Raw genomic sequence first — 19831 nt, forward strand, 5'->3', positions numbered from 1 at the left:
ATGACCGACTTCCTTCTCGACGACACCCTGGTCGCGCCGCCCCGCACGGTGCGCATCGACTTCGACGACGGCTCGTTCGTGCTGCGCTCGCCGACGACGTTGCAGCCGTATGCGCGCTGCATCGGCGAATGGATCGAGCGCTGGGCGCGCGAGACGCCCGACGCGCTGGCCTTCGCCGAGCGCGATGACAGCGGCGAAGGCTGGCGCACGCTCGACTACCGCGCGCTGCGCGCGGCCGTCGGCGCCGTGGCGCAGGGCCTGCTCGACCTGGACCTGCCCGCCGGCCGCCCGGTCGTGATCCTCTCGGACAACGCCATCGACCATGCCGTGCTGATGCTCGCGACGATGCACATCGGCCGCACGGCCTGCTCGCTGTCCAGCGCCTACTCGCGCATGGCGAAAGACCCGTCGCGGCTGCACGGCATGTTGAAGGCGCTGCAGCCCGGGCTGATCTACGCCTCCGACGCGAAGGTGTACGGCGCATCGCTCGCAGGCAGCGGCATCGAGGCAGTCACCGTGTTCAGCCGCAATGCCGACACGCATCCGGGCGCGCTGGCTTTCGACCAGTTGCTCGACGCGAAGGAAACGCCCGCCGTCATGCAGGCCTTCGCCGCCGTGGGCCCCGACACGCACGCCAAGTACCTGCTGACCTCCGGCTCCACCGGCCAGCCCAAGGTGGTGATCAACACGCACCGCATGCTGTGCGCCAACCAGCAGATGATGGCGCAGACCTGGCGCTTCCTGTCGCAAGAGAAGCCCGTGCTGGTCGACTGGCTGCCGTGGAGCCACACCTTCGGCGCGAACCACAACCTGCACATGGTGCTGTGCCACGGCGGCGCGCTCTACATCGACGAAGGCCGGCCTGCGCCGGGCCTCATCGAGAAGACCGTGCGCAACCTGCGCGAAGTGAAACCCACGCTGCTGTTCAACGTGCCGCGCGGCTTCGACATGCTGCTGCCTTTTCTCGAAGCCGACGACGCGCTCGCCGCCGAAGTGTTCTCGCGGCTGCGCCTGGCCTTCTACGCGGCGGCGGCGCTCGCGCCTTCGACCTGGCAGCGGCTCGAAGCCGTGGCGCGGCGCGTGCGGCCCGCGCGCCCGCTGTGGCTCACGACCTCGTGGGGCGCCACCGAGACCTCGCCCGCCATCACCTCGGCGCACTGGCAGCTCGACGGCGCCGGCTGCATCGGTGCCCCGCTGCCGGGGCTGGAGCTGAAGTTCGTGCCCAACGGCGAGAAGCTGGAGATGCGCGTCAAGGGCGTCTCGGTGTTCCCCGGCTACCGCGACGCACCGCGCGAGACCGCCAGCGCCTTCGACGCCGAGGGCTACTACCGCATCGGCGACGCGGGCTACCTCGCGAACCCCGGCGACCCGACGCAGGGCGTGATCTTCAACGGCCGTGTGGCGGAAGACTTCAAGCTCTCGACCGGCACCTGGGTGTCGGTGGGCACGCTGCGCGTGAAGCTGGTGTCGCTGCTGGCGCCGCATGTGCAGGACATCGTGCTCACGGGCCACGACCGCGACGCGATCGGCATGCTGGTGTTCGCCAGCCCGCAAGGCGCCGCCCTCGCGCCCGGGGCGCTGGCCACGCGCATTGCCGAAGTGCTGCGCGCCCTGCGCGATGAAGGCGCGGGCTCGTCGCAGTGCCCGGCCTGCGCGCTGGTGCTGGCCGAACCGCCCAGCCTCGATGCGGGCGAGATCACCGACAAGGGCTACATCAACCAGCGCGCCGTGCTCACGCGGCGCGCGGCCGAGGTGGCGCGGCTGCATGCGCCGGCGCCGGGCGATGCGGACGTGATCCGCGCCACCTGAACGCGGCGGGGTTGGAGAACCCGGGAATGTTTTCTACGATGGCCGGGCCACCCGCCATTTCAACTTCCCGGAGACGCCGCCCATGTCCACCCCACCCTGCGTGACCTTCGAAGCGGACGGCCCCGTCTGCACGCTCACGCTGAACCGTCCCGACAAGCGCAACGCCGTGGACGGCGTGGTGGCCGCCGCGTTGCGCGCGGCCTTCGAACGCTTCGAGGCCGACGACGCGCTGCGCGTGGCCGTGCTGACGGGCGCGGGCGGCCATTTCTGCGCGGGTGCCGACCTGGGCGCGGTGAGCGATCCGGCGCGCCGCAACGAGCTCGACCCCGACGGCGGCGGCGCCGGCCCGATGGGGCCGACGCGCATGGCGCTGTCCAAACCGCTGATCGCAGCGGTGAACGGCTACGCGGTGGCGGGCGGGCTCGAGCTGGCGCTGCTGGCCGACCTGCGCGTGGCCGACGACGACGCGGTGTTCGGCGTGTTCTGCCGCCGCTGGGGCGTGCCGCTGATCGACGGCGGCACCGTGCGGCTGCCGCGCCTCGTGGGCATGGGGCGCGCGCTCGACCTGATCCTCACGGGCCGGCCGGTGTCCGCCGCCGAGGCGCTGGCGATGGGCCTGGTGAACCGCACCACGCCGCCGGGCGGCGCGCTCGCTGCCGCGCAGGAACTGGCGCAGCAGATCGCCGCCTTTCCGCAGCAATGCATGCTGGTCGACCGCCGCTCCGCCTTCGAACAGTGGGACCTGCCGCTGGCCGAGGCGCTGCGCCGCGAAGGCGCGCAGGGCGTGCCGATCGTCGCGGCCGAAGGCGAAGCCGGCGCCGCGCGCTTTGCCGGCGGTGCGGGCCGGCACGGCACCTTCACCGGCTGATTCAAGCGCGCCGCCGCAACGCGGTGCGCAGCGCCTTCGCAAAGCGCGGGTCGGCCATGGCGCCCACGTTGAAGCGCGACCAGCGCGAGACCTGTGTCGAGTCGACACTGAAGATGCGCCCCGGCGCCATCACGATCTTGCGCGGCAGCAGCTCCTTCGCGAAGGCCAGCGAGTCCTCCACGCCGGGCAGCGCAGCCCAGATGTAAAGCGACTGCGGGCTGCGCGCGAAGACCTCGGCGTCCACGGCGTCGAACAGCTTCAGCGCGTCGCGCGTGGCCTCGCCCAGCCGCTGCTGCAGCCGCTTGAGGTGCCGCTGGTAGTGGCCCTCGCTCAGGATGACGTCGACCGTGCGCTCGCTGTACTCCGAGCTGCTCACGTGGATCAGCGCCTTCAGGTCGGCCAGGTCGCTCGCCAGGTCCGCCCCGCAGGCGATGAAGCCCACGCGCAGCGCGGCCGAGAACGACTTGGAAAAACTGCCGATGTAGATCGTGCGCTCGAGCTGGTCGAGCGCCGAGAGCCGCGGCAGCGCCGTCGGCTTGAAGTCGGCCAGCGGGTCGTTCTCGACGATCAGCAGGTCGTACTTCTGCGCCAGCTGCAGCACGCGAAACGCCTTGGCCGGCGAGATGTCGGAGCCCGTGGGGTTGTGCGCGAGCGACTGCGTGAAGAACAGGCGCGGCCGTTCGGCGATGAGCAGCTGCTCCAGCACCTCGAGGTCGGGTCCGTCGGCCAAGCGCGGCACCGCGAGCATCTGCGCGCCCGCGAGCTTGAGCTTGCCGAACAGCGGGTAGTAGCCCGGGTCGTCCACCAGCACCTTGCCGCCGGGCGGCACGAAATAGCGGATGACGATGTCCATGGCCTCGTTGGCGCCGTGCGTGAGCACGATCTGCCGCGGCTCGGCGCCGATGCCGAAGTCGGCCAGCTTGCGCACGAGGTGGTCGCGCAGTGGCGCGTAGCCGAAGCGGCTGCCGTAGCGGAACAGCGCACCGAGCCCCGTGCGCACGACCTTCGGGTGGTACTTGTCCAGCCGCACATCGGCCAGCCATTCGACGGGCGGAAAGCCGTCGCCCACGGCCACCGCATCGGGCTGGGTCTTGAGCTGCTCGCGCATGAGCCACACGATGTCCATCGCGCGGCCGAGGCTGCCCGCGTCGTCCTCGGCCGGCTTGGGTGTGGCCGTGGCCTGCGCCAGCACGTAGTAGCCCGAACCGCGCCGCGGCTCGACGAGGCCGCGCGACACCAGCAGCTCGAAGGCGGCTACCACGGTGTTCTTGGCATAGCCGTGCAGCTGCGCGAGTTCGCGCAGCGAGGGCAGCTTGTCGCCGGCCTTGTAGGCGCCGCTCGCGATCTGGCGCGCGAGGGTGTCGGCGAGCGAATCGGCGATCGTGGTCATGGGTTTGGACTGTGACACAGCGAGGCGTGGCGGCGCACCACTGTCCGCACTGTCCCGCCAAACTGTGCCTTCCGCGGGCGGTACAGCCGGCCTAAATTGCCTGCTCCCGAATTCACCCTCCGAAGAGACACGCACCGATGGCCGCCGATTCCCGCATTCCCAATTTCCGCGCACTCACGCCCGCCCAACGCCTGGCCCACATCGCACAGGCCGCCGCGCTCACCGACGACGAGGTGGCGCTGCTCGCCCAACCCGGCGCGCTGGGCGTGGAGCGCGCCAACGGCATGGTCGAGAACGTGATCGGCACCTTCGAGCTGCCGCTGGGCGTGGCCGGCAACTTCACCGTGAATGGGCGCGACTACCTCGTGCCGATGGCGGTGGAAGAACCCTCGGTGGTCGCCGCCGCCTCCTTCATGGCCAAGCTGGCGCGCGAAGGCGGCGGCTTCGAGGCCTCGAGCACCGGGCCGCTGATGCGCGCGCAGGTGCAGGTGATCGGCATCACCGACCCCTACGGCGCACGGCTCGCGCTGCTGCGTGCGCGCGACGAGATCCTGGCCGTGGCGAACAGCCGCGACAAGGTGCTGATCGATCTCGGCGGCGGCTGCCGCGACATCGAGGTGCATGTGTTCGGCGACACGCCACGCGGCGCGATGGTGGTGATGCACCTGATCGTCGACGTGCGCGACGCGATGGGCGCGAACACCGTCAACACCATGGCCGAGGCGGTGTCGCCGCTGGTCGAGAAGCTCACCGGCGGCACGGTGCGCCTGCGCATCCTGTCGAACCTGGCGGACCTGCGGCTGTCGCGTGCGCGCGTGCGGCTCGCGCCCGCCGTGCTGGCCACGCGCGAGCGCAGCGGCGAAGAGGTGGTCGAGGGCGTGATCGACGCCTACACCTTCGCGGCCATCGACCCCTACCGCGCGGCGACGCACAACAAGGGGATCATGAACGGCATCGACCCGGTGATCGTCGCGACGGGCAACGACTGGCGCGCGGTGGAAGCCGGCGCGCATGCGTACGCCTGCCGCAGCGGGCGCTACACCTCGCTCACCACGTGGGAGAAGGACGCAGGCGGCGCGCTGGTCGGCACCATCGAGATGCCGATGCCGGTGGGCCTCGTCGGCGGCGCCACGAAGACGCACCCGCTCGCACGGCTCGCTTTGAAGATCCTCGACGTGAAGTCGGCGCAGGAGCTCGGCGAAGTCGCCGTGGCCGTGGGCCTCGCGCAGAACCTCGGCGCCCTGCGCGCGCTCGCCACCGAAGGCATCCAGCGCGGCCACATGGCGCTGCACGCCCGCAACATCGCGCTCGTCGCGGGCGCCACCGGCGACGAGATCGACGCCATCGCCAGACAGATGGCCGCCGAGCACGACGTGCGCACCGACCGCGCCGTGGCGCTGCTCGACGCGCTGCGCAAGAAGTAAGCAACGCGGGAGCCTCCCGCACCACGGTCCGCGGCCGACACCGCGGCGGTCGCGCACGCGGCCGTCACACAACCACAGACGGAGACAACTCGAATGAACGCAGACAGTGCAACGCCCGCCCGCTGGCGGCTGGTGGAGATATGGGGCGACACGGCCGACCTGGGCCACCTCGCGTGGTCGATCGCGATCGGCGTCGCCGTGAGCCTCACGGGCTATCTCGTGGCGAGCCGCGTGCTCGCGAGCGTGGTGAGCACGCCCGAACTGGCACGCGCCTACGCGATGCTCGCGGGCCTGGGCGGCTGCGTGGTCTCGGGCGTGATCTGCGCGAAGCTCTTCACGCCCAAGCGCGAAGTGGTCGAAGGCACCGCCGCCGATCCGCGCTGGCGTGAAGAGGTGTTGGCCGAGCTGGCCGCCGAGCACGGCGACCTGGGCTCGGTGGACGACCTGCCGCCGGTGGTGGTGCGCGAGATGAAGGAGCTCGAGATCTACGAGCTGTTCGCGTCGTACAAGCCCCAGGCCGCCAAGGCCGTTGAAGGAGCCGCCTCGTGATCGATGCTGCCCTCTTCAACCAGATCCTCGTCGCCACCGGCATGGGCCTCGTGGGCGCGATCGTGTTCGCGGCCATCGGCCTCGTCTCGGGCACCGACGAAACCACCACGCTCGCACCGCTCACCCTGCTGGTGGTGCTGCTGGGCGTGCCGCCCGAAGGCGTGTTCACCTTCTTCCTGGCCGCGGCCGTGGCCAAGCACATGACGCACGCGGTGCCCACCGCGCTGCTGGGCATTCCGGGCGACACCATGGCCACGCCGCTGCTGCAGGACGCCAACGTGCTGCGCAACCTGGGCGTGCCGCACATCGCGCTGCGCAAGATGGTGTCGGGCGCGATCATCGCGGCCTTTCTCGCGGTGCCACTGGCCGTGTTGTTCGCGGTGCTGCTCGCGCCCTACGGCGCGGCCATCACCAAGGCGGCGCCGTGGATCTTCGTGGTGGCGGCGGTGGCCATCGCCTACTTCTCGAGCGGGCGCTGGGCCTCGGTGGCCACGCTGGTGCCGTTCGTGATGGTGATCGTGGCGCTGCAGGCGCTCACCGGCAAGTACGGCGTGAAGCTCAGCATCAGCTACTTCCTGGGCATTGCGATCGGGCCGCTGGTGGCCGACCTCTTCTCGGTGATCTCGCCGGCGGCGCGTGCGCGCATGAAGCGCGACAAGGTCCGCACCTTCTCGCTCGCACCGGACGTGAAGGGCTGGTCGGGCTACTTCCCCAACCCGTTCAAGGTGCTCGACCGCGGCCAGGTGAAGTGGACCTTCGCGACCGCCGCAATCTCCAGCGCCACCTTCGTGTTCAGCCCCGTCGCGATGACGGTGGTGCTGGGCGAGCTGGTGGGCTCGCGCATCAAGCATGCGTACCACCGCCTCACGACCACGCTGGCCGCACGCAACGGCGTGACCGAGGCCACCTACATCGCCGAGGCGCTGATCCCGCTGATCGCCATCGGCCTGCCGCTGAGCCCGGTGGCGGCCGGCCCCGCCGCGCCGCTCTTCAATGCGCCGCCGGTGTTCACCATCGACTCGGCCACGGGCCAGACGCACAACCTGCACAACCTGCTGAACCACTGGGAGTTCCTGGGCTACGGCATGCTGGCCGTGGTGCTCGCGGCGCTGGTGGCCTACCCCTTCACGATGAACTTCGCGCGCCGCGCGGCGCTGTTCGTGTCGCGCAAGGTGAGCCACGAGGCGATCATCGCGACCTTCGTCGGCTTGATCGTGGTGATCAGCGTGTGGGAAGGCCAACTGCTCGGCCTCCTGGTGATCCTCACGATGGGCCTGCTCGGCGGCCTGCTGTCGCGCGCCATCGGCTTCAACACGGGCGTGCAGTTCATGGGGTACTACACGGCGGTGTTGACGGTGCCTGCGGTGATCAAGGCATTCTCCTGATCGGCGAGCACCCACAGCGTGTCCCGTGCCCAGGGCACTGGGTGCTTCCCGCAGCGAAATCAAGGAGGAGGGGCGAAGCCCCGGGGGACATTCGCGGAGGGAAGTACCCGGTGGCCTGGGCACACGCCCTGAGCCCGGCGGCAGCCAGTCAGCGCTTCAATGCAGGCTTCTTCTTCGCCGGCTCATCCCCGCCGAACAGCTTCTCCACCTGCTGCCCCACGCGCGCCCCGATCGCCGTGCCCACCCCCGGCAGCACCGCGCTGCCGACCGCCGCCCCCGCGAGCGCACCGCCGGTCATCGAGACCTCAGGCTCGGCCACGCTGCCGCCGATCTTCAGCGGCACGCCGACCACGCCATCGACCAGGTCCACCGCCATCTCGCCCGACATCTGCCGGTTGAACAGCCGCAGGTTGCCGCTGGCGGTGAGCACGCCCGAGCGCGCCTTGAGGTTCGTGTAGCGCATCACGATGCCGTCTTCGGTGCCCTGCGTGTCGAGCGTGCCCGTGAGCTCGTCCAGCGCCGTGGTGCCGCCGCGGCTGATGCCGGCGGTGGTCACGGCCTTGGCCAGGTCGAGCCGGGTCAGCGTGGCGGGCTGCACCGAGAAGGTGGTGCGCGTGTGCAGGCCGCGGATCAGCGCGCCCACCTCGCGGGCCTCGGCCACCAGCGAGGTGTGGCCCGAGACCTTGCCCGCCACCGCCGAGCGGCGCCCGAAGGCCTGCACCAGCGGCTCGATGTCGACCTGCCGCGGGTCGAGTTCGGCCGACACGCGCAAGCCCCGCCCCTCGGGCAGCACCTCGAGCCGCGATTCACCGTTCCACGTGCCGCCCCCGGCGTCGATGCGGGTGCGCCAGCGGTCTTCCGTGCCCTCGCGGTCCAGCCGCAGGCGCACGGGCGATGCGGCGCCGGCGCGCTCCAGACGCAGGTTGCGAGGGCGCCAGTTGTCGTCGAACGTCACCTCGCCGTCGTAGGCCAGCGCGATGTCGCGGCGGTCGATCCAGACCACGTCGCGCCAGCGCACGCGCTCCACCGGCACGGGCGCCAGGGTCCAGGGCGCGGGCAGCGGCACGATGCGCTCGCTTTCCTGCGGCTCGGGGCCCTTGTCCCGGAAGGCGCGCACCGAGGCGCGCGGCAGCACCAGGCTCTCGAGCGCGATCTCGTCGATGGCCACCTCGCGGCGCAGCAGCAGCGGCCACAGGTGCAGCCGCACGCTCACGCGGCGCAGGGTGATGGGTTGCGGCTGGTCGGTCGCCAGCTCGGACAGCGCCAGCACGGGCACCGGCCACAGCGACCAGTGGGCGCCGCCCACCGTCAGCTCGACGCCGTAGCGCTGCGAGAAGCCCGCGGCGATGCGGGCCGCCACCTCCTCGTCGTCGGGCAGGCGCGCGGCCACCACGAGCGCCAGCGCGCCGATGCCCAGCAGCAGCACCGCCACCGAGCCCAGAAGCCACCGCCGCACCGAAGGGAAGGTCATCGGGCCAAGGTAGCACGCAAAGGCGACTGCGGTTGTCAGCCGTCGTCGCTATAGTGCCCTCGCACCCCCTGTATCGGAGACCCCTGCATGCGTATCTGGAAGAAAGAGATCTCGGTCGAATCGCTGACCGCCAACCACGTGGGCACGGCCGTGGCCGCCCTGGGCATCGAATTCCTGGAGGTGGGTGACGACTTCATCCGCGCCCGCGTGCCGGTGGACGAGCGCACCCGCCAGCCCTACGGCATCCTGCACGGCGGCGTGTCGGTGGTGCTGGCCGAGACGCTGGGCTCCTGCGGCGCGCACTACTCGGCCCCCGAGGGCGACCGCGCCGTGGGCCTGGACATCAACGCCAACCACATCCGCTCGGCCACCAGCGGCTGGGTCATCGGCACGGCGCGGCCGGTGCACCGCGGGCGCACCACGCAGGTCTGGCAGATCGACCTGACGAACGAGGCGGGTGAGCTGACCTGCGTCTCGCGCATCACCATGGCGGTGCTGCAGCCGCGCTGAGCGCGGGCGCGCCTTCCGGGCGCTTCTTTTCTTTCTTCTCCCGCTGGTACGCCTCTTGCGGGTGGCACCCGTGTTCAGCACGGGGTGGATCGACCACAATCTCGCCCCAGGGAGCGCGTCGACCCCCCAAACACACACCAACCGAGGAGAAGAAAACACATGTTCAACTGGACTGAAAAGCCGGTGTCCACACTGGCCAATGGCGCCGTCATTGCGCCCGACGAGCGGCTGCCCTGGCTGCAGACCGGCGCGATGGGCATCCAGCACGTGATCGCGATGTTCGGCGCCACGGTGCTGGCGCCGATCCTGATGGGCTTCAACCCCAACATCGCGATCCTGATGAGCGGCATCGGCACGCTCATCTTCTACTTCGTGACCGGCGGCAAGGTGCCCAGCTACCTGGGTTCGAGCTTCGCCTTCATCGGCGTGGTGATCGCGGCCAGCGGCTACGCGGGCAAGGGGGCCAACGCCAACATCGCGGTAGCGCTGGGCGGCATCGTGGCCTGCGGGGTGGTCTACATCCTGATCGGGGCCATCGTGCAGGCCGTGGGCACGGGCTGGATCGAGCGCTTCATGCCGCCCGTGGTCACGGGCGCGGTGGTGGCGGTGATCGGGCTGAACCTGGCGGGCATTCCCATCAAGAACATGGCGGCCAGCAACTTCGATTCTTGGATGCAGGCCGTGACCTTCCTGTGCGTGGGCCTGGTGGCGGTGTTCACGCGCGGCATGGTGCAGCGCCTGCTGATCCTCATCGGCCTGATCCTGGCCACGCTGGTGTACGCCGCGCTCACCAACGGCATGGGCCTGGGCAAGCCGGTCGACCTCAGCGGCATCGCCAACGCGGCCTGGTTCGGCCTGCCGACCTTCACGGCGCCGGTGTTCACGGCCAACGCGATGCTGCTGATCGCGCCCGTGGCGATCATCCTGGTGGCGGAAAACCTCGGCCACCTGAAGGCCGTGACGGCCATGACCGGGCGCAACCTCGACCCGTACATGGGCCGCGCCTTCATCGGCGACGGCATCGCCACGGTGGTGAGCGGCGCCGCGGGCGGCACGGGCGTGACCACCTACGCCGAGAACATCGGCGTGATGGCGGCCACGCGCATCTACTCGACGGCGGTGTTCGTGGTGGCGGCCTTCATTGCGCTCATCCTGGGCTTCAGCCCCAAGTTCGGCGCGCTGATCCAGGCCATTCCGCTGCCGGTGATGGGCGGCGTGAGCATCGTGGTGTTCGGCCTGATCGCCATTGCCGGCGCCAAGATCTGGGTCGACAACAAGGTCGATTTCTCGCAGAACAAGAACCTGATCGTGGCCGCCATCACGCTGATCATCGGCACCGGCGACTTCACGCTGAAGTTCGGCGACTTCGCGCTGGGCGGCATCGGAACCGCCACTTTCGGCGCGATCATCCTCTACGCCCTGCTGGGCCGTTCGCGCAACGCCTGAGCGCAGACAAAGTGAAACCTCGTGCAATAACTGTTGTGCGGGGTCAGTGAACGCGGTGCCGGTCACCGGGCTTTGGCCGGCGCCCGTTAGACTCCAACGCTTTTCGCACCGACGTTCACACACGTTTTCCAATGGCCGATGTTTCCGCCGCTCGTACCAAGGCGGTTTTCGAATTCAAGAGCGCCACACTGCCGCTGATCGCAGTGATCCTCAAGACAGCCGACCTCGACGTGCTGGCCGAGGCGCTCGACGCCCAGTTGGCGGATTCGCCCGACTTCTTCGAGCAGGAGCCGGTGGTGATCGACCTCTCGCTGCTGCAGGAACAGGCGGCCGAAGGCGGCACCGACGCCCCCGAAATCGACTTTGCCGCCCTGCGCAGCCTGCTGGCGCGCCACCAGACCCAGCCGATCGCCGTGCGCGGCGGCAGCCCCGAGCAGCATGCCGCGGCACGTGAAGCCGGCCTGTCGGTGGCCGCCATGCCCGCGGCCCCCGCGCCCCGCCCGCCGGCCCCGCCCGCCGAGGCGCCCGCGCCGTCGGAAGCCCCGCAGATCGTGCGCGAGCTGCCGGTGCCGGCCAACGGCACGCTGCTGATCGACAAGCCGCTGCGCTCGGGCCAGCAGATCTACGCGCGTGGCGGCGACGTGGTGGTGACGGCCATCGTGAGCTTCGGCGCCGAAGTCATCGCCGACGGCAACGTGCATGTGTACGCGCCGCTGCGCGGCAAGGCCATTGCCGGCGCGCGCGGGAACACCGAGGCGCGGATCTTCTCGACCTGCATGGAAGCGCAGCTGGTGGCCATTGCGGGCATCTATCGCACGAACGAAGTGCCGCTGCCCGAGCCCGTGCTGGGCAAGCCCGCCCAGGTGCGCCTGGACGGCAAAAAAATAGCGATCGACGCGATTCCCTGATGAAAAACCAGGAACGCGGCAGCGCTGAGCATCAATCGACAACTGAATCGAAACAAGAAGGAATGGCGATGGCCAAAATTGTGGTGGTGACCTCGGGCAAGGGCGGCGTCGGCAAGACGACCACGAGCGCCAGCTTCGCGTCGGGCCTTGCGCTCGCCGGCAAGAAGACGGCCGTGATCGACTTCGACGTGGGCCTGCGCAATCTCGACCTGATCATGGGCTGCGAACGCCGTGTGGTGTACGACCTGATCAACGTGATCCAGGGCGAGGCCAACCTGAGCCAGGCGCTCATCAAGGACAAGCAGTGCGACAACCTGTTCGTGCTGGCCGCCTCGCAGACGCGCGACAAGGAAGCCCTGTCGCAGGAAGGCGTCGAAAAGATCCTGAACGACCTGTCGGCCATGGAGTTCGACTACATCATCTGCGACTCCCCCGCGGGCATCGAAACCGGCGCCATGATGGCGATGCACTTCGCCGACGAGGCGCTGATCGTCACCAACCCCGAAGTCTCTTCGGTGCGCGACTCGGACCGCATCCTGGGCATGCTCAGCAGCAAGACCAAGCGCGCCAAGGACGGCGGCGAGCCGATCAAGGAGCACCTGCTGATCACCCGCTACAACCCGAACCGGGTGGCCGGCGGCCAGATGCTCTCGCTGGAAGACATCCAGGACATCCTGCGCATCAAGCTGATCGGCGTGATCCCCGAGTCGGAAAGCGTGCTGCACGCCTCCAACCAGGGCGTGCCTGCCATCCACGACAAGGACACCGACGTGGCCCAGGCGTACAGCGACGTGGTCGCGCGCTTCCTTGGCGAAGACAAGCCGATGCGCTTTGTCGACGCCGAGAAGCCCGGCTTCTTCAAACGGATTTTCGGGAGCAAGTAGGCATGTCGTTTCTTTCGTTCCTGCTTGGTGAGAAGAAGAAGACTGCGAGCGTCGCCAAGGAGCGCCTGCAGATCATCCTCGCTCACGAGCGCTCCAGCCTCAGCGGCAAGAAGCGCCCCGATTACCTGCCCGAGCTCCAGCGCGAGCTGGTGGCGGTGATTTCCAAGTACGTGTCGATCAACGCCGACGACATCAAGGTGCACCTGGAAACCCAGGACAACCTCGAAGTGCTGGACATCAAGATCGAACTGCCCGATCCGGTTCCGGCGCGCTGAGCGCCAGAGCCCCGATCAACCGGCTCACGCCGGTTGATCCGGGGCCGCAGCGGGCAGCGCCTCCACCCGCTGCGCCCACTCTCGGGCCTTGTCCTCATCGAAGAGCGGACTTTCGCGGTCGCCGTAGAACTGCGCCGCCAGAGATTCCACGCAGGCGCGCTGGCTCTCCAGGTTCTCTTCGCAGTCATCGAGCGCGGCACCGGTGAGCAGCCAGCGCTCGGCGGCCGCAGCGTCTTCCGGCGCGCCCTGACCCTGCATGCGCATCCAGCCCAGCTCGTAGCAGGCCCAGCCCTGCTGGCGTTTTGTGCTGTCTTCCGCCACCTTCTGCAGCGCATAGAGGGCTTCGGCGTACAGGACGTTCACTTCCGCTTCTCCCTGGCCCTGTTCGGCCAACGCCCCTGCGTGCAGGCACAGCGTGCGACCGAGCTGCATCGTGGCGCTGACGTCGCCGGCTTCGTGGCCGCGGCGGAAGTAGCAGATCGCGCGGGCCAGGTCGGGCTCTCCGGGTTCGCCGAGCTTGTACGCCAGGCCGAGGTTGTAGAGCGCCATCGTGTTGTTCTGCTCTGCGGCCCGTTCGTAGTGCCGCATGCCGCCTTCCAGGTCGCGCTCGCCCCCCTCGCCTTCCGTCAGCATGTAGCCGAGCTGGGCGTGCGTGGCGGCGTCGTCCTCGCCGCCGTGGGCGATGGCGTGCAGCAGCCACGCGCGCGCCAGGGCGGGTTCGGCGCCGAGGCCCGCCGTGTCCCAGCGCAGCATCTTCGAGAGCTCGCACATCGCCACGGGCAGGCCATCGGGTGAGGCGGTCGCGGGGGCGTCGCCGGGCGCGCGCACGCCGGCGGCGCGCGCCATCCAGCGCAGGGCTTCGCGCGGGTCGGCCTCGATGCCCTCGCCGTCGCGCAGGTGGCAGGCCAGTTCGTAGGCGGCCCGCAGGTCGCCGGCGGCATGGCGCGCGGCCATGTGCTCGGCGTGCGCCTGCTCGCGGCCGTCGGCATGCAGCCAGACGTACAGGCCGGAGTCGTTGCGCGCGGCCTGCACCGGCTCGCCCGCGCTCCAGCGCTTGCACAGCTGCGAGCGGACCGCGACGGCCATCCAGCCGTCGGCGACCGACAAGGCGGCGGTGATCCACGGGTAGGCCTGCGGGTGCAGCACGGCGCCATCGGCGCGCAACACGCCCACGGCGAGTTGCCCCTTCTCGACCTTCGCGGCGCGCGGCACCGGATCGGCGACCAGCCAGCCAATGTCCTGCGTGCCCCAGGCCAGCGGCTGGAGCGTGCGGTGCCGGCACGGCACCAGTTCGCGGCCGGTGGCCACGTCGTAGATGCCGCGCAGCCACGGCGCGTTCTTCGCCGTGCGCCCGCCCTTGGACGCCACGCGCACCAGGTCGCGCCGGACCATGGCGTGCGCGCGCTCCTGGCCGGTCAGCGGCTCCAGGGTCTCGAAGCGGCCGTAGTCGAAGGGCACGAGCACGTGGCCCTGCCCATCGACGAGGCCGCACAGGCCGTCGGCGCGTTCCACGGCGAAGCGCTTCGGCCGGGCCGGGGTGCCGCGTTCGTTCGACGGGTCGGTGTCTTCGGTCGTCAGGATCTCGATGGGGTATTCCTCGAGCAGGTCGACCTGTTCGTACACCGGCTCGATCACGACGCGGCCTTGCGCATCGAGCAGACCGCTCTTGCCGTCGCGCTTGGCGTCGAAGCCCTCCCAGTCATGGCGCCACTGAAGGCTTTCGAAATGCGGCGGCACGGCCCATTCGCCGTCCGAGCGCACCAGCCCCCAGCCGCCCTTGTCGGCGCGCGCGGGCGCGAGGCCGAAAGGCGTGAAGTCTTCGGCTTCTTCGAACCGGGGCGAAATCGTCCATTGGCCCTGCAGGTCGATGTAGCCGATGCGCTGGCCCACGCGGGCGCGCACCCGGCCTTCGACAAAGCTCCAGACCTCGTCGACCGAGGGCGCGAGCAGCCAGCTGCCGTCGGTGCGCAGCAGGCCGACGTGGTCGCCGACCAGGGCCGTGGCGATGTCGTCCTCGAAGGCCCAGACCTCGTCGAGCTGCGGTTCGAGCAGCACGCGCGGCGCCTCGGCGTCGGCATGCAGCAGGCCGGAGCGCTCGCCTTGCGAGATCCAGAGCAGGCGCGGATCGTTGGCGCCGGCGTAGCGGATGTCGTCCCACGCGGGCTCGACCACGGTGGTGCGCTGGCTGCGCCCGTCGTCGTCGTACACCACGCGCATCACGCCCCAGCGGCCGTCGACCTCGAAGCGCCAGAGGTCCTCGCCCAGGTGGTTGTCGTAATCGGGGCGTTCGCCGTCGTCTTCGTCTTCTTCATCGGGTACGAAATCGGCAAAGCGCTCGTCGCGCGGCGCCTCGTAGCCGTCGAAGTACGGATGCGACATCCCACCGAAGCCGAACTGCCAGGCCCAGGACTCCCAGTCTGCGAAACGTTTGACGCCGAGCGCCGCGTCCACGCCCGGGTGGTTGCCGCTGTCGATGCAGCGCTGCACCTCGGCCCACAGTTCATTGCACTCGCGGCGGTTGCGCTCGATGAAGCCCTCGCCATCCGCATCGCCGCCGAGCCAGGACAACTCGTCGAGGTTCGCCGAGAAGCGCGGCGCGCTGTCGTCGGGCGTGTCGTCGATCAGCTCGGCCAGGTGCAGCGCCACGGCTTCGAACTGCAGCGCGATCTGCGGCAGCGTGTGCAGCATCGGATGCCGTTCGACAAAGGCGTGCAGCTGCCGGATGCGCGCGAGCGCGGCATGCGCGTCGCTGACGAGGTTGTCGGTGCCGGCATCGCCGAAGACGCGCTGGTGGTCGATGGCATCGCCGGCCGCGCCATCGGCCAGCAGGAGCTGCCAGAGCACGGGGAAGTTGTTGTTGGCTTCGGCGATTTCGTCGGCCGATGCTTCTTCGGTGTCGGGAAGACTGTGTTCGAGATAGAGCCAGGAACGATTGCCCATGTGTGGTCGGTGCGTGTGTCGTCCATGGCGAAGGCCATGGGTGGCGCCCAGTTTAGAGGCGCCGTTTCACGCGCACGTGACCGCCAGCCGCTACGCCAGGAACTGCGTGACCTGCGCGAGCACGGCCTGCTCCTTGAGGATGCGGCGATGGCCCCAGCCCTGCGTGGGAAAGAGCCGCGCGCCGGCGATCGCGTCGCGAAAGGCCTCGGCGTCGGCGAAGCGGTTCACGCGGTCGTCGCGGTCATGCACGATGAGCGTCGGCTGCGCGATGCGCGGGCCCACGGCGGCGGGCTCCAGCTGCTGCATCAGGATGCCTTCGCGCGCCTCGATCAGGCGCTGCATGCCCGCACGCGTGCGCTCGCTGAGGCCGAACACCTGCGCGAAGTAGCGCGTGTACTCGCGCGGCGAAGCCGGCGGTGCCAGCAGCACCAGCCGCTGCGCCGGCAGCCCGCGCCCCGCCGCATAGGCCAGCGCATTGGCCCCCAGCGAATGCGCGACCGCCGCGCGCAGCACGTGCCCGTCGGCGCCCAGCCGCGCCGCCACGTAGTCGATGGCGCGCGCGAACTGCGGCAGGTTGCTGGCCGTGCCTGCGCTGCGGCCGTGGGCCGGCATCTCCAGCAGCACGGGCCGCAGGCCTTGCGCAGCGACGGCCTGCGCCAGCGGCAGCATCTGGCCCGCGTGGCCGCCCCAGCCGTGCACCAGCAGCACGACCGGCGCCGACTCGGCCCCCGAGTCCTGCGCGGCCAGGTGGTAGATGCCAAGGTTCGCGTCCTCGAAGGACCATGCCTCGCGGCGCCAGTCGGCACCGGGCTGCTGGCCGCGGTACAGCCATTTGGGCGGCAGCGGCGTGCCGAACACGCGGTAGGCCGCGCGCACGCCGAGCGCGGGCCACAGGCGCTGCGAGGCGCCGAGGCCGAAGCGCATCGCGCGCATCAATGGACTGGCGCTGTAGTAGCCCACGGGGGCGGTGGTGCTGCTGGTGGTGGTGGTCATGGGGAAGGCTTTCGTTCGGGGGGCTCAGTACCAGACCCAGTCCTGGTTGCTGCGCGGCAGGCTGCGCAGCGTGTCCTGCACGCCGCGCACACCGAGGAGCACCGCGTAGGCGGCGAGAAAGAGGGCAATGATCAGCATGGTGCTTCTCCTTTTTTATCGCACGGTGGTGCGAAATTAAGGCAAACGAAGAGGCGGTGGCCGTCGTCTGCGGGTGCGCCTCAGGCGCGGTAGCTGGAAAGAAGGCGCTGCCAGGTCTGGCCCGCGCGCTCGGCCGCATGCCCGTCGCGCAGGAAGCGCGCGTCGTGCAGCTGGTTCATCATGATCCCGTTGATCTCGCTCACGAGCTGGGCCGGGTCGGTGTCGGCCTGGAGCTCGCCGGTCTCGACCGCCTGCAGCACCGTGCGGCGCAGCGCGGCACGCCAGCGCGTGATCTCGTCGAACAGCAGGTCGCGCAGTTCGCCTTCGCGGTCGTCGAACTCGAAGGCGCCGGCCACGTAGAGGCAGCCGTTCTGCGCCTCCACGTCGCGCGTGCGGGCGATCCAGCGCGCGACGATGTCGTTCAGGCGGGGCAGGCCCTTGGGCTTCTGCATCGCGGGCACGAACACCTCGGCCAGGAAGCCGCGGCCGTATTCCTCGATGACGGCCTTCTGCAGCGCCTCGCGCGACCCCACGCGCGAGAACACGCCGCTCTTGGACAGCCCGAGCCGGCTCGCCACGGCCTGCAGCGAGATCGCCTCCAGCCCCTCGGCCAGCGCGAGATGCATCGCCGCGCCGACGATGGCGGCACGGGTGAGTTCGCTTTTCTGGGTCTTGGCGTCCATGCGGCGGACTTTAGCACAGTCGTGCGAAATATCAACCTCCCCACGCAGAAGGGCCTCATAGATGTTTTGCTCATGTGGAACCAACAAACGCATCGTTCCCTGCATAAGCCCTTCTGCCGAGAATCGCCGGTCGGCCCCACTCGGGGTCCGGACCTCTTTTCACCTCCTGCGCGCCCGATGAACTTTCAACAACTGCGCTCGGTACGCGAGGCCGTTCGTTGCGGCTTCAACCTGACCGAGGTCGCCCACACCCTTCACACCTCGCAGCCCGGCGTGAGCCGGCAGATCCGCGAACTCGAGGAAGAGCTCGGCATCGAGCTCTTCGTGCGCGCCGGCAAGCGGCTCACGGGCCTCACCGAGCCTGGCGGCCACGTGCTGCCGATCATCGAGCGCATGCTGATGGAAAGCAGCAACCTCAAGCACGCGGGCCAGGAGTTCGTGGCGCAGCAAAGCGGCCTGCTCTCGGTGGCGGCCACGCACTCACAGGCGCGCTATGCGATGCCGGTGGCGGTGCAGGAATTCCGCGCGCAGTTCCCGAACGTGAAACTGCACCTGCACCAGGGCTCGCCCAAGCAGATCGCGCAGATGCTGCTCGACGGCGAGGCCGACGTGGGCATCGCCACCGAGGCGCTGGGCGACTACCCGCAGCTGGTCGCCCTGCCCTGCTACCGCTGGACGCACTCGGTGATCGTGCCGCCAGGGCACCCGCTGCTCGACGCGCCGCTCACGCTGGAGGCGCTCACGCAGCATCCGCTGATCACCTACGACACGGGCTTCACGGGCCGCTCGCGCATCGACGAGGCTTTTGAACAGCGCGGCCTGCAGCCCAACATCGTGCTGGCCGCGATGGACGCCGACGTCATCAAGACCTATGTGCAGCTGGGCCTGGGCGTGGGCATCGTCGCCGGCGTGGCCTACGAGGCCGAGCGCGACACCCAGCTACGCGCGCTCGATGCGGGGCGGCTGTTCGGCATCAACCTCACCAAGCTGGCGGTGCGGCGCGGCACCTACCTGCGCAAATATGTCTATGCGTTCATCGAGTCGTTTGCGCCGACCTTGACGCGCGCCATTGTCGAGAAGGCCTTGGGCGACGAGGTCAAGGTGTCTCACTACGAGATTTAGCTCAAGCGCAACGAAATCGACACTTCCGGCTCCAGGGTTGAAAAGAATGCGCGCAGCTTCACACAAGCGGCGTACATTCGGGTTAATTCCTTGGCTTCCGGAACGGATCAGCAATGGCATCGACTTCGCAGCAGCAGCAACTACAGGCCACCCGGGCCGCCCAAAAGGCGGCCGATGCAGCGGAGAAGCGCGAACGCCTGAAACGTGCCCTGCCCGCCACGGTCGAGCTGCTGCAAAGCCGCCAGGCCGATCGCATCGACGATCGCGACATCGACGCGTATGTCGATCTCAACTGGCTCGAATGGCATGGCGGCGGTTTGCGCCTCACCATCACCGGGCGCAACGTGTGCGCCCAATCGGCCGCCACCGCGGTGGCCTGACAAGCCCTCCTCCCAGTTCCCCAAAGAAAAACCGCCACAGTCTCCTGTGGCGGTTTTTGCATGTGCGCGGTGCGAGCGCAGTGCGAAGGCTTACTGACCCGCGATGATCTGCGCGATGAGGCCGGTGGCAATGGCTGCGAGCACGTAGTCGCCACCCACGCCCACCCACTGGTAGCCGCGCGGCGGCTGCTGCAGGCGGTAGGCGCGCCAGTCGTTCACCACGTAGTTGCGGCCCCGGTACTCGGTCGGCACGCGGCCGCCACGGCGCCACTCGCTGTGCGGCTGCGGGAAGCCCCGGCGGTCGAACTGGCGGCCGTCGCGGAAGTCCTGGTCGCCGCGATAGCCGGCGTGAGGGCCGCGATGCCCGCGATGGTCGTCGCGCTGGTCATAACGACCGCCACCAGGACGGTGGTCATCGCGCTGCTCGTAGCGGCCACCGCCCGGGCGGTGGTCGTCGCCCCGGCGATCTTGCGCCAGCGCGCTGCCTGCCGCCAGGGACATTGCGAGCGCCGCAACGGCGGCAGTGGTCAGGCGCTTGGTACGAAAGATCATCTGGAACTCCTTTGGTGTGTCTGTGATGACGCCTCCATTCTGTGCAGCGCGTGTGTCTGCTTCGGGTGCGTCAGGTCACCGTCAGATGAAATCCGGTAAGCGCA

General features: G+C 69.5%; 18 protein-coding genes. 12 read left to right on the forward strand and 6 right to left on the reverse strand.

Features of this window, described 5'->3' with window-relative positions:
* Entirely contained in the window at positions 1 to 1809 is a 1809-nt protein-coding gene (locus AC1RL8_RS22840) for a feruloyl-CoA synthase (RefSeq protein WP_492686820.1), read from the forward strand.
* 82 nt (positions 1810 to 1891) lie between these two features.
* A complete protein-coding gene (locus AC1RL8_RS22845; protein ID WP_492686819.1) occupies positions 1892 to 2677 on the forward strand; it encodes a crotonase/enoyl-CoA hydratase family protein in 786 nt (261 codons plus the stop codon).
* A 1-nt stretch (position 2678) separates the two neighbouring features.
* Here the strand turns inward: AC1RL8_RS22845 and AC1RL8_RS22850 are convergent, their stop codons facing one another.
* Positions 2679 to 4067, reverse strand: a complete 1389-nt coding sequence (locus AC1RL8_RS22850; protein WP_139704741.1) for an aminotransferase-like domain-containing protein — start codon at positions 4065 to 4067, stop codon at positions 2679 to 2681.
* 137 nt (positions 4068 to 4204) lie between these two features.
* On the opposite strand from AC1RL8_RS22850, the gene AC1RL8_RS22855 reads away from it, so the two are divergent.
* The 3 genes from AC1RL8_RS22855 (at position 4205) to AC1RL8_RS22865 (ending at position 7425) form a co-directional block, all read left to right on the forward strand.
* Positions 4205 to 5491 (forward strand): hydroxymethylglutaryl-CoA reductase, degradative, encoded by a 1287-nt coding sequence (locus AC1RL8_RS22855; protein ID WP_492686818.1) that lies wholly within the window; start codon positions 4205 to 4207, stop codon positions 5489 to 5491.
* A 93-nt stretch (positions 5492 to 5584) separates the two neighbouring features.
* Positions 5585 to 6040 (forward strand): hypothetical protein, encoded by a 456-nt coding sequence (locus tag AC1RL8_RS22860; protein WP_307696823.1) that lies wholly within the window; start codon positions 5585 to 5587, stop codon positions 6038 to 6040.
* A gap of 41 nt (positions 6041 to 6081) precedes the next feature.
* Positions 6082 to 7425, forward strand: a complete 1344-nt coding sequence (locus tag AC1RL8_RS22865; RefSeq protein WP_139140391.1) for a tripartite tricarboxylate transporter permease — start codon at positions 6082 to 6084, stop codon at positions 7423 to 7425.
* A 148-nt stretch (positions 7426 to 7573) separates the two neighbouring features.
* Here the strand turns inward: AC1RL8_RS22865 and AC1RL8_RS22870 are convergent, their stop codons facing one another.
* Positions 7574 to 8896: an AsmA family protein gene (locus tag AC1RL8_RS22870; protein ID WP_492686817.1), complete on the reverse strand. Its 1323-nt coding sequence runs from the start codon at positions 8894 to 8896 to the stop codon at positions 7574 to 7576.
* A gap of 87 nt (positions 8897 to 8983) precedes the next feature.
* On the opposite strand from AC1RL8_RS22870, the gene AC1RL8_RS22875 reads away from it, so the two are divergent.
* From AC1RL8_RS22875 to minE, 5 genes are all read left to right on the forward strand, one after another.
* A complete protein-coding gene (locus AC1RL8_RS22875; RefSeq protein WP_095948453.1) occupies positions 8984 to 9406 on the forward strand; it encodes a hotdog fold thioesterase in 423 nt (140 codons plus the stop codon).
* A gap of 159 nt (positions 9407 to 9565) precedes the next feature.
* Positions 9566 to 10852 (forward strand): solute carrier family 23 protein, encoded by a 1287-nt coding sequence (locus AC1RL8_RS22880; protein ID WP_492686816.1) that lies wholly within the window; start codon positions 9566 to 9568, stop codon positions 10850 to 10852.
* 131 nt (positions 10853 to 10983) lie between these two features.
* The gene (minC, locus tag AC1RL8_RS22885) at positions 10984 to 11760 is read left to right on the forward strand and encodes a septum site-determining protein MinC (protein ID WP_139704732.1); all 777 of its coding nucleotides are present in this window, start codon (positions 10984 to 10986) and stop codon (positions 11758 to 11760) included.
* Between the two features lie 68 nt (positions 11761 to 11828).
* On the forward strand, positions 11829 to 12644 hold the full coding sequence (minD, locus tag AC1RL8_RS22890) for a septum site-determining protein MinD (RefSeq protein WP_095747381.1): 816 nt from the start codon (positions 11829 to 11831) through the stop codon (positions 12642 to 12644).
* Positions 12645 to 12646: 2 nt separating this feature from the next.
* The gene (minE, locus tag AC1RL8_RS22895) at positions 12647 to 12919 is read left to right on the forward strand and encodes a cell division topological specificity factor MinE (RefSeq protein ID WP_056574726.1); all 273 of its coding nucleotides are present in this window, start codon (positions 12647 to 12649) and stop codon (positions 12917 to 12919) included.
* Between the two features lie 24 nt (positions 12920 to 12943).
* Here minE and AC1RL8_RS22900 read toward each other — a convergent pair whose 3' ends face one another.
* From AC1RL8_RS22900 to AC1RL8_RS22910, 3 genes are all read right to left on the reverse strand, one after another.
* Positions 12944 to 15859 (reverse strand): SEL1-like repeat protein, encoded by a 2916-nt coding sequence (locus tag AC1RL8_RS22900; protein WP_492686815.1) that lies wholly within the window; start codon positions 15857 to 15859, stop codon positions 12944 to 12946.
* 90 nt (positions 15860 to 15949) lie between these two features.
* On the reverse strand, positions 15950 to 16852 hold the full coding sequence (locus AC1RL8_RS22905) for an alpha/beta fold hydrolase (protein WP_492686814.1): 903 nt from the start codon (positions 16850 to 16852) through the stop codon (positions 15950 to 15952).
* A gap of 218 nt (positions 16853 to 17070) precedes the next feature.
* The gene (locus AC1RL8_RS22910) at positions 17071 to 17673 is read right to left on the reverse strand and encodes a TetR/AcrR family transcriptional regulator (protein WP_062473724.1); all 603 of its coding nucleotides are present in this window, start codon (positions 17671 to 17673) and stop codon (positions 17071 to 17073) included.
* Positions 17674 to 17850: 177 nt separating this feature from the next.
* Between AC1RL8_RS22910 and AC1RL8_RS22915 the strand changes: the two genes are divergently transcribed.
* On the forward strand, positions 17851 to 18795 hold the full coding sequence (locus AC1RL8_RS22915; protein ID WP_062473726.1) for a CysB family HTH-type transcriptional regulator: 945 nt from the start codon (positions 17851 to 17853) through the stop codon (positions 18793 to 18795).
* 113 nt (positions 18796 to 18908) lie between these two features.
* On the forward strand, positions 18909 to 19175 hold the full coding sequence (locus tag AC1RL8_RS22920) for a hypothetical protein (protein ID WP_062473728.1): 267 nt from the start codon (positions 18909 to 18911) through the stop codon (positions 19173 to 19175).
* Positions 19176 to 19265: 90 nt separating this feature from the next.
* Here the strand turns inward: AC1RL8_RS22920 and AC1RL8_RS22925 are convergent, their stop codons facing one another.
* The gene (locus tag AC1RL8_RS22925; RefSeq protein ID WP_159279047.1) at positions 19266 to 19727 is read right to left on the reverse strand and encodes an RcnB family protein; all 462 of its coding nucleotides are present in this window, start codon (positions 19725 to 19727) and stop codon (positions 19266 to 19268) included.
* Between the last annotated feature and the right edge of the window lie 104 nt (positions 19728 to 19831).

This window comes from Variovorax sp. GW822-FHT04E09, assembly GCF_058800845.1.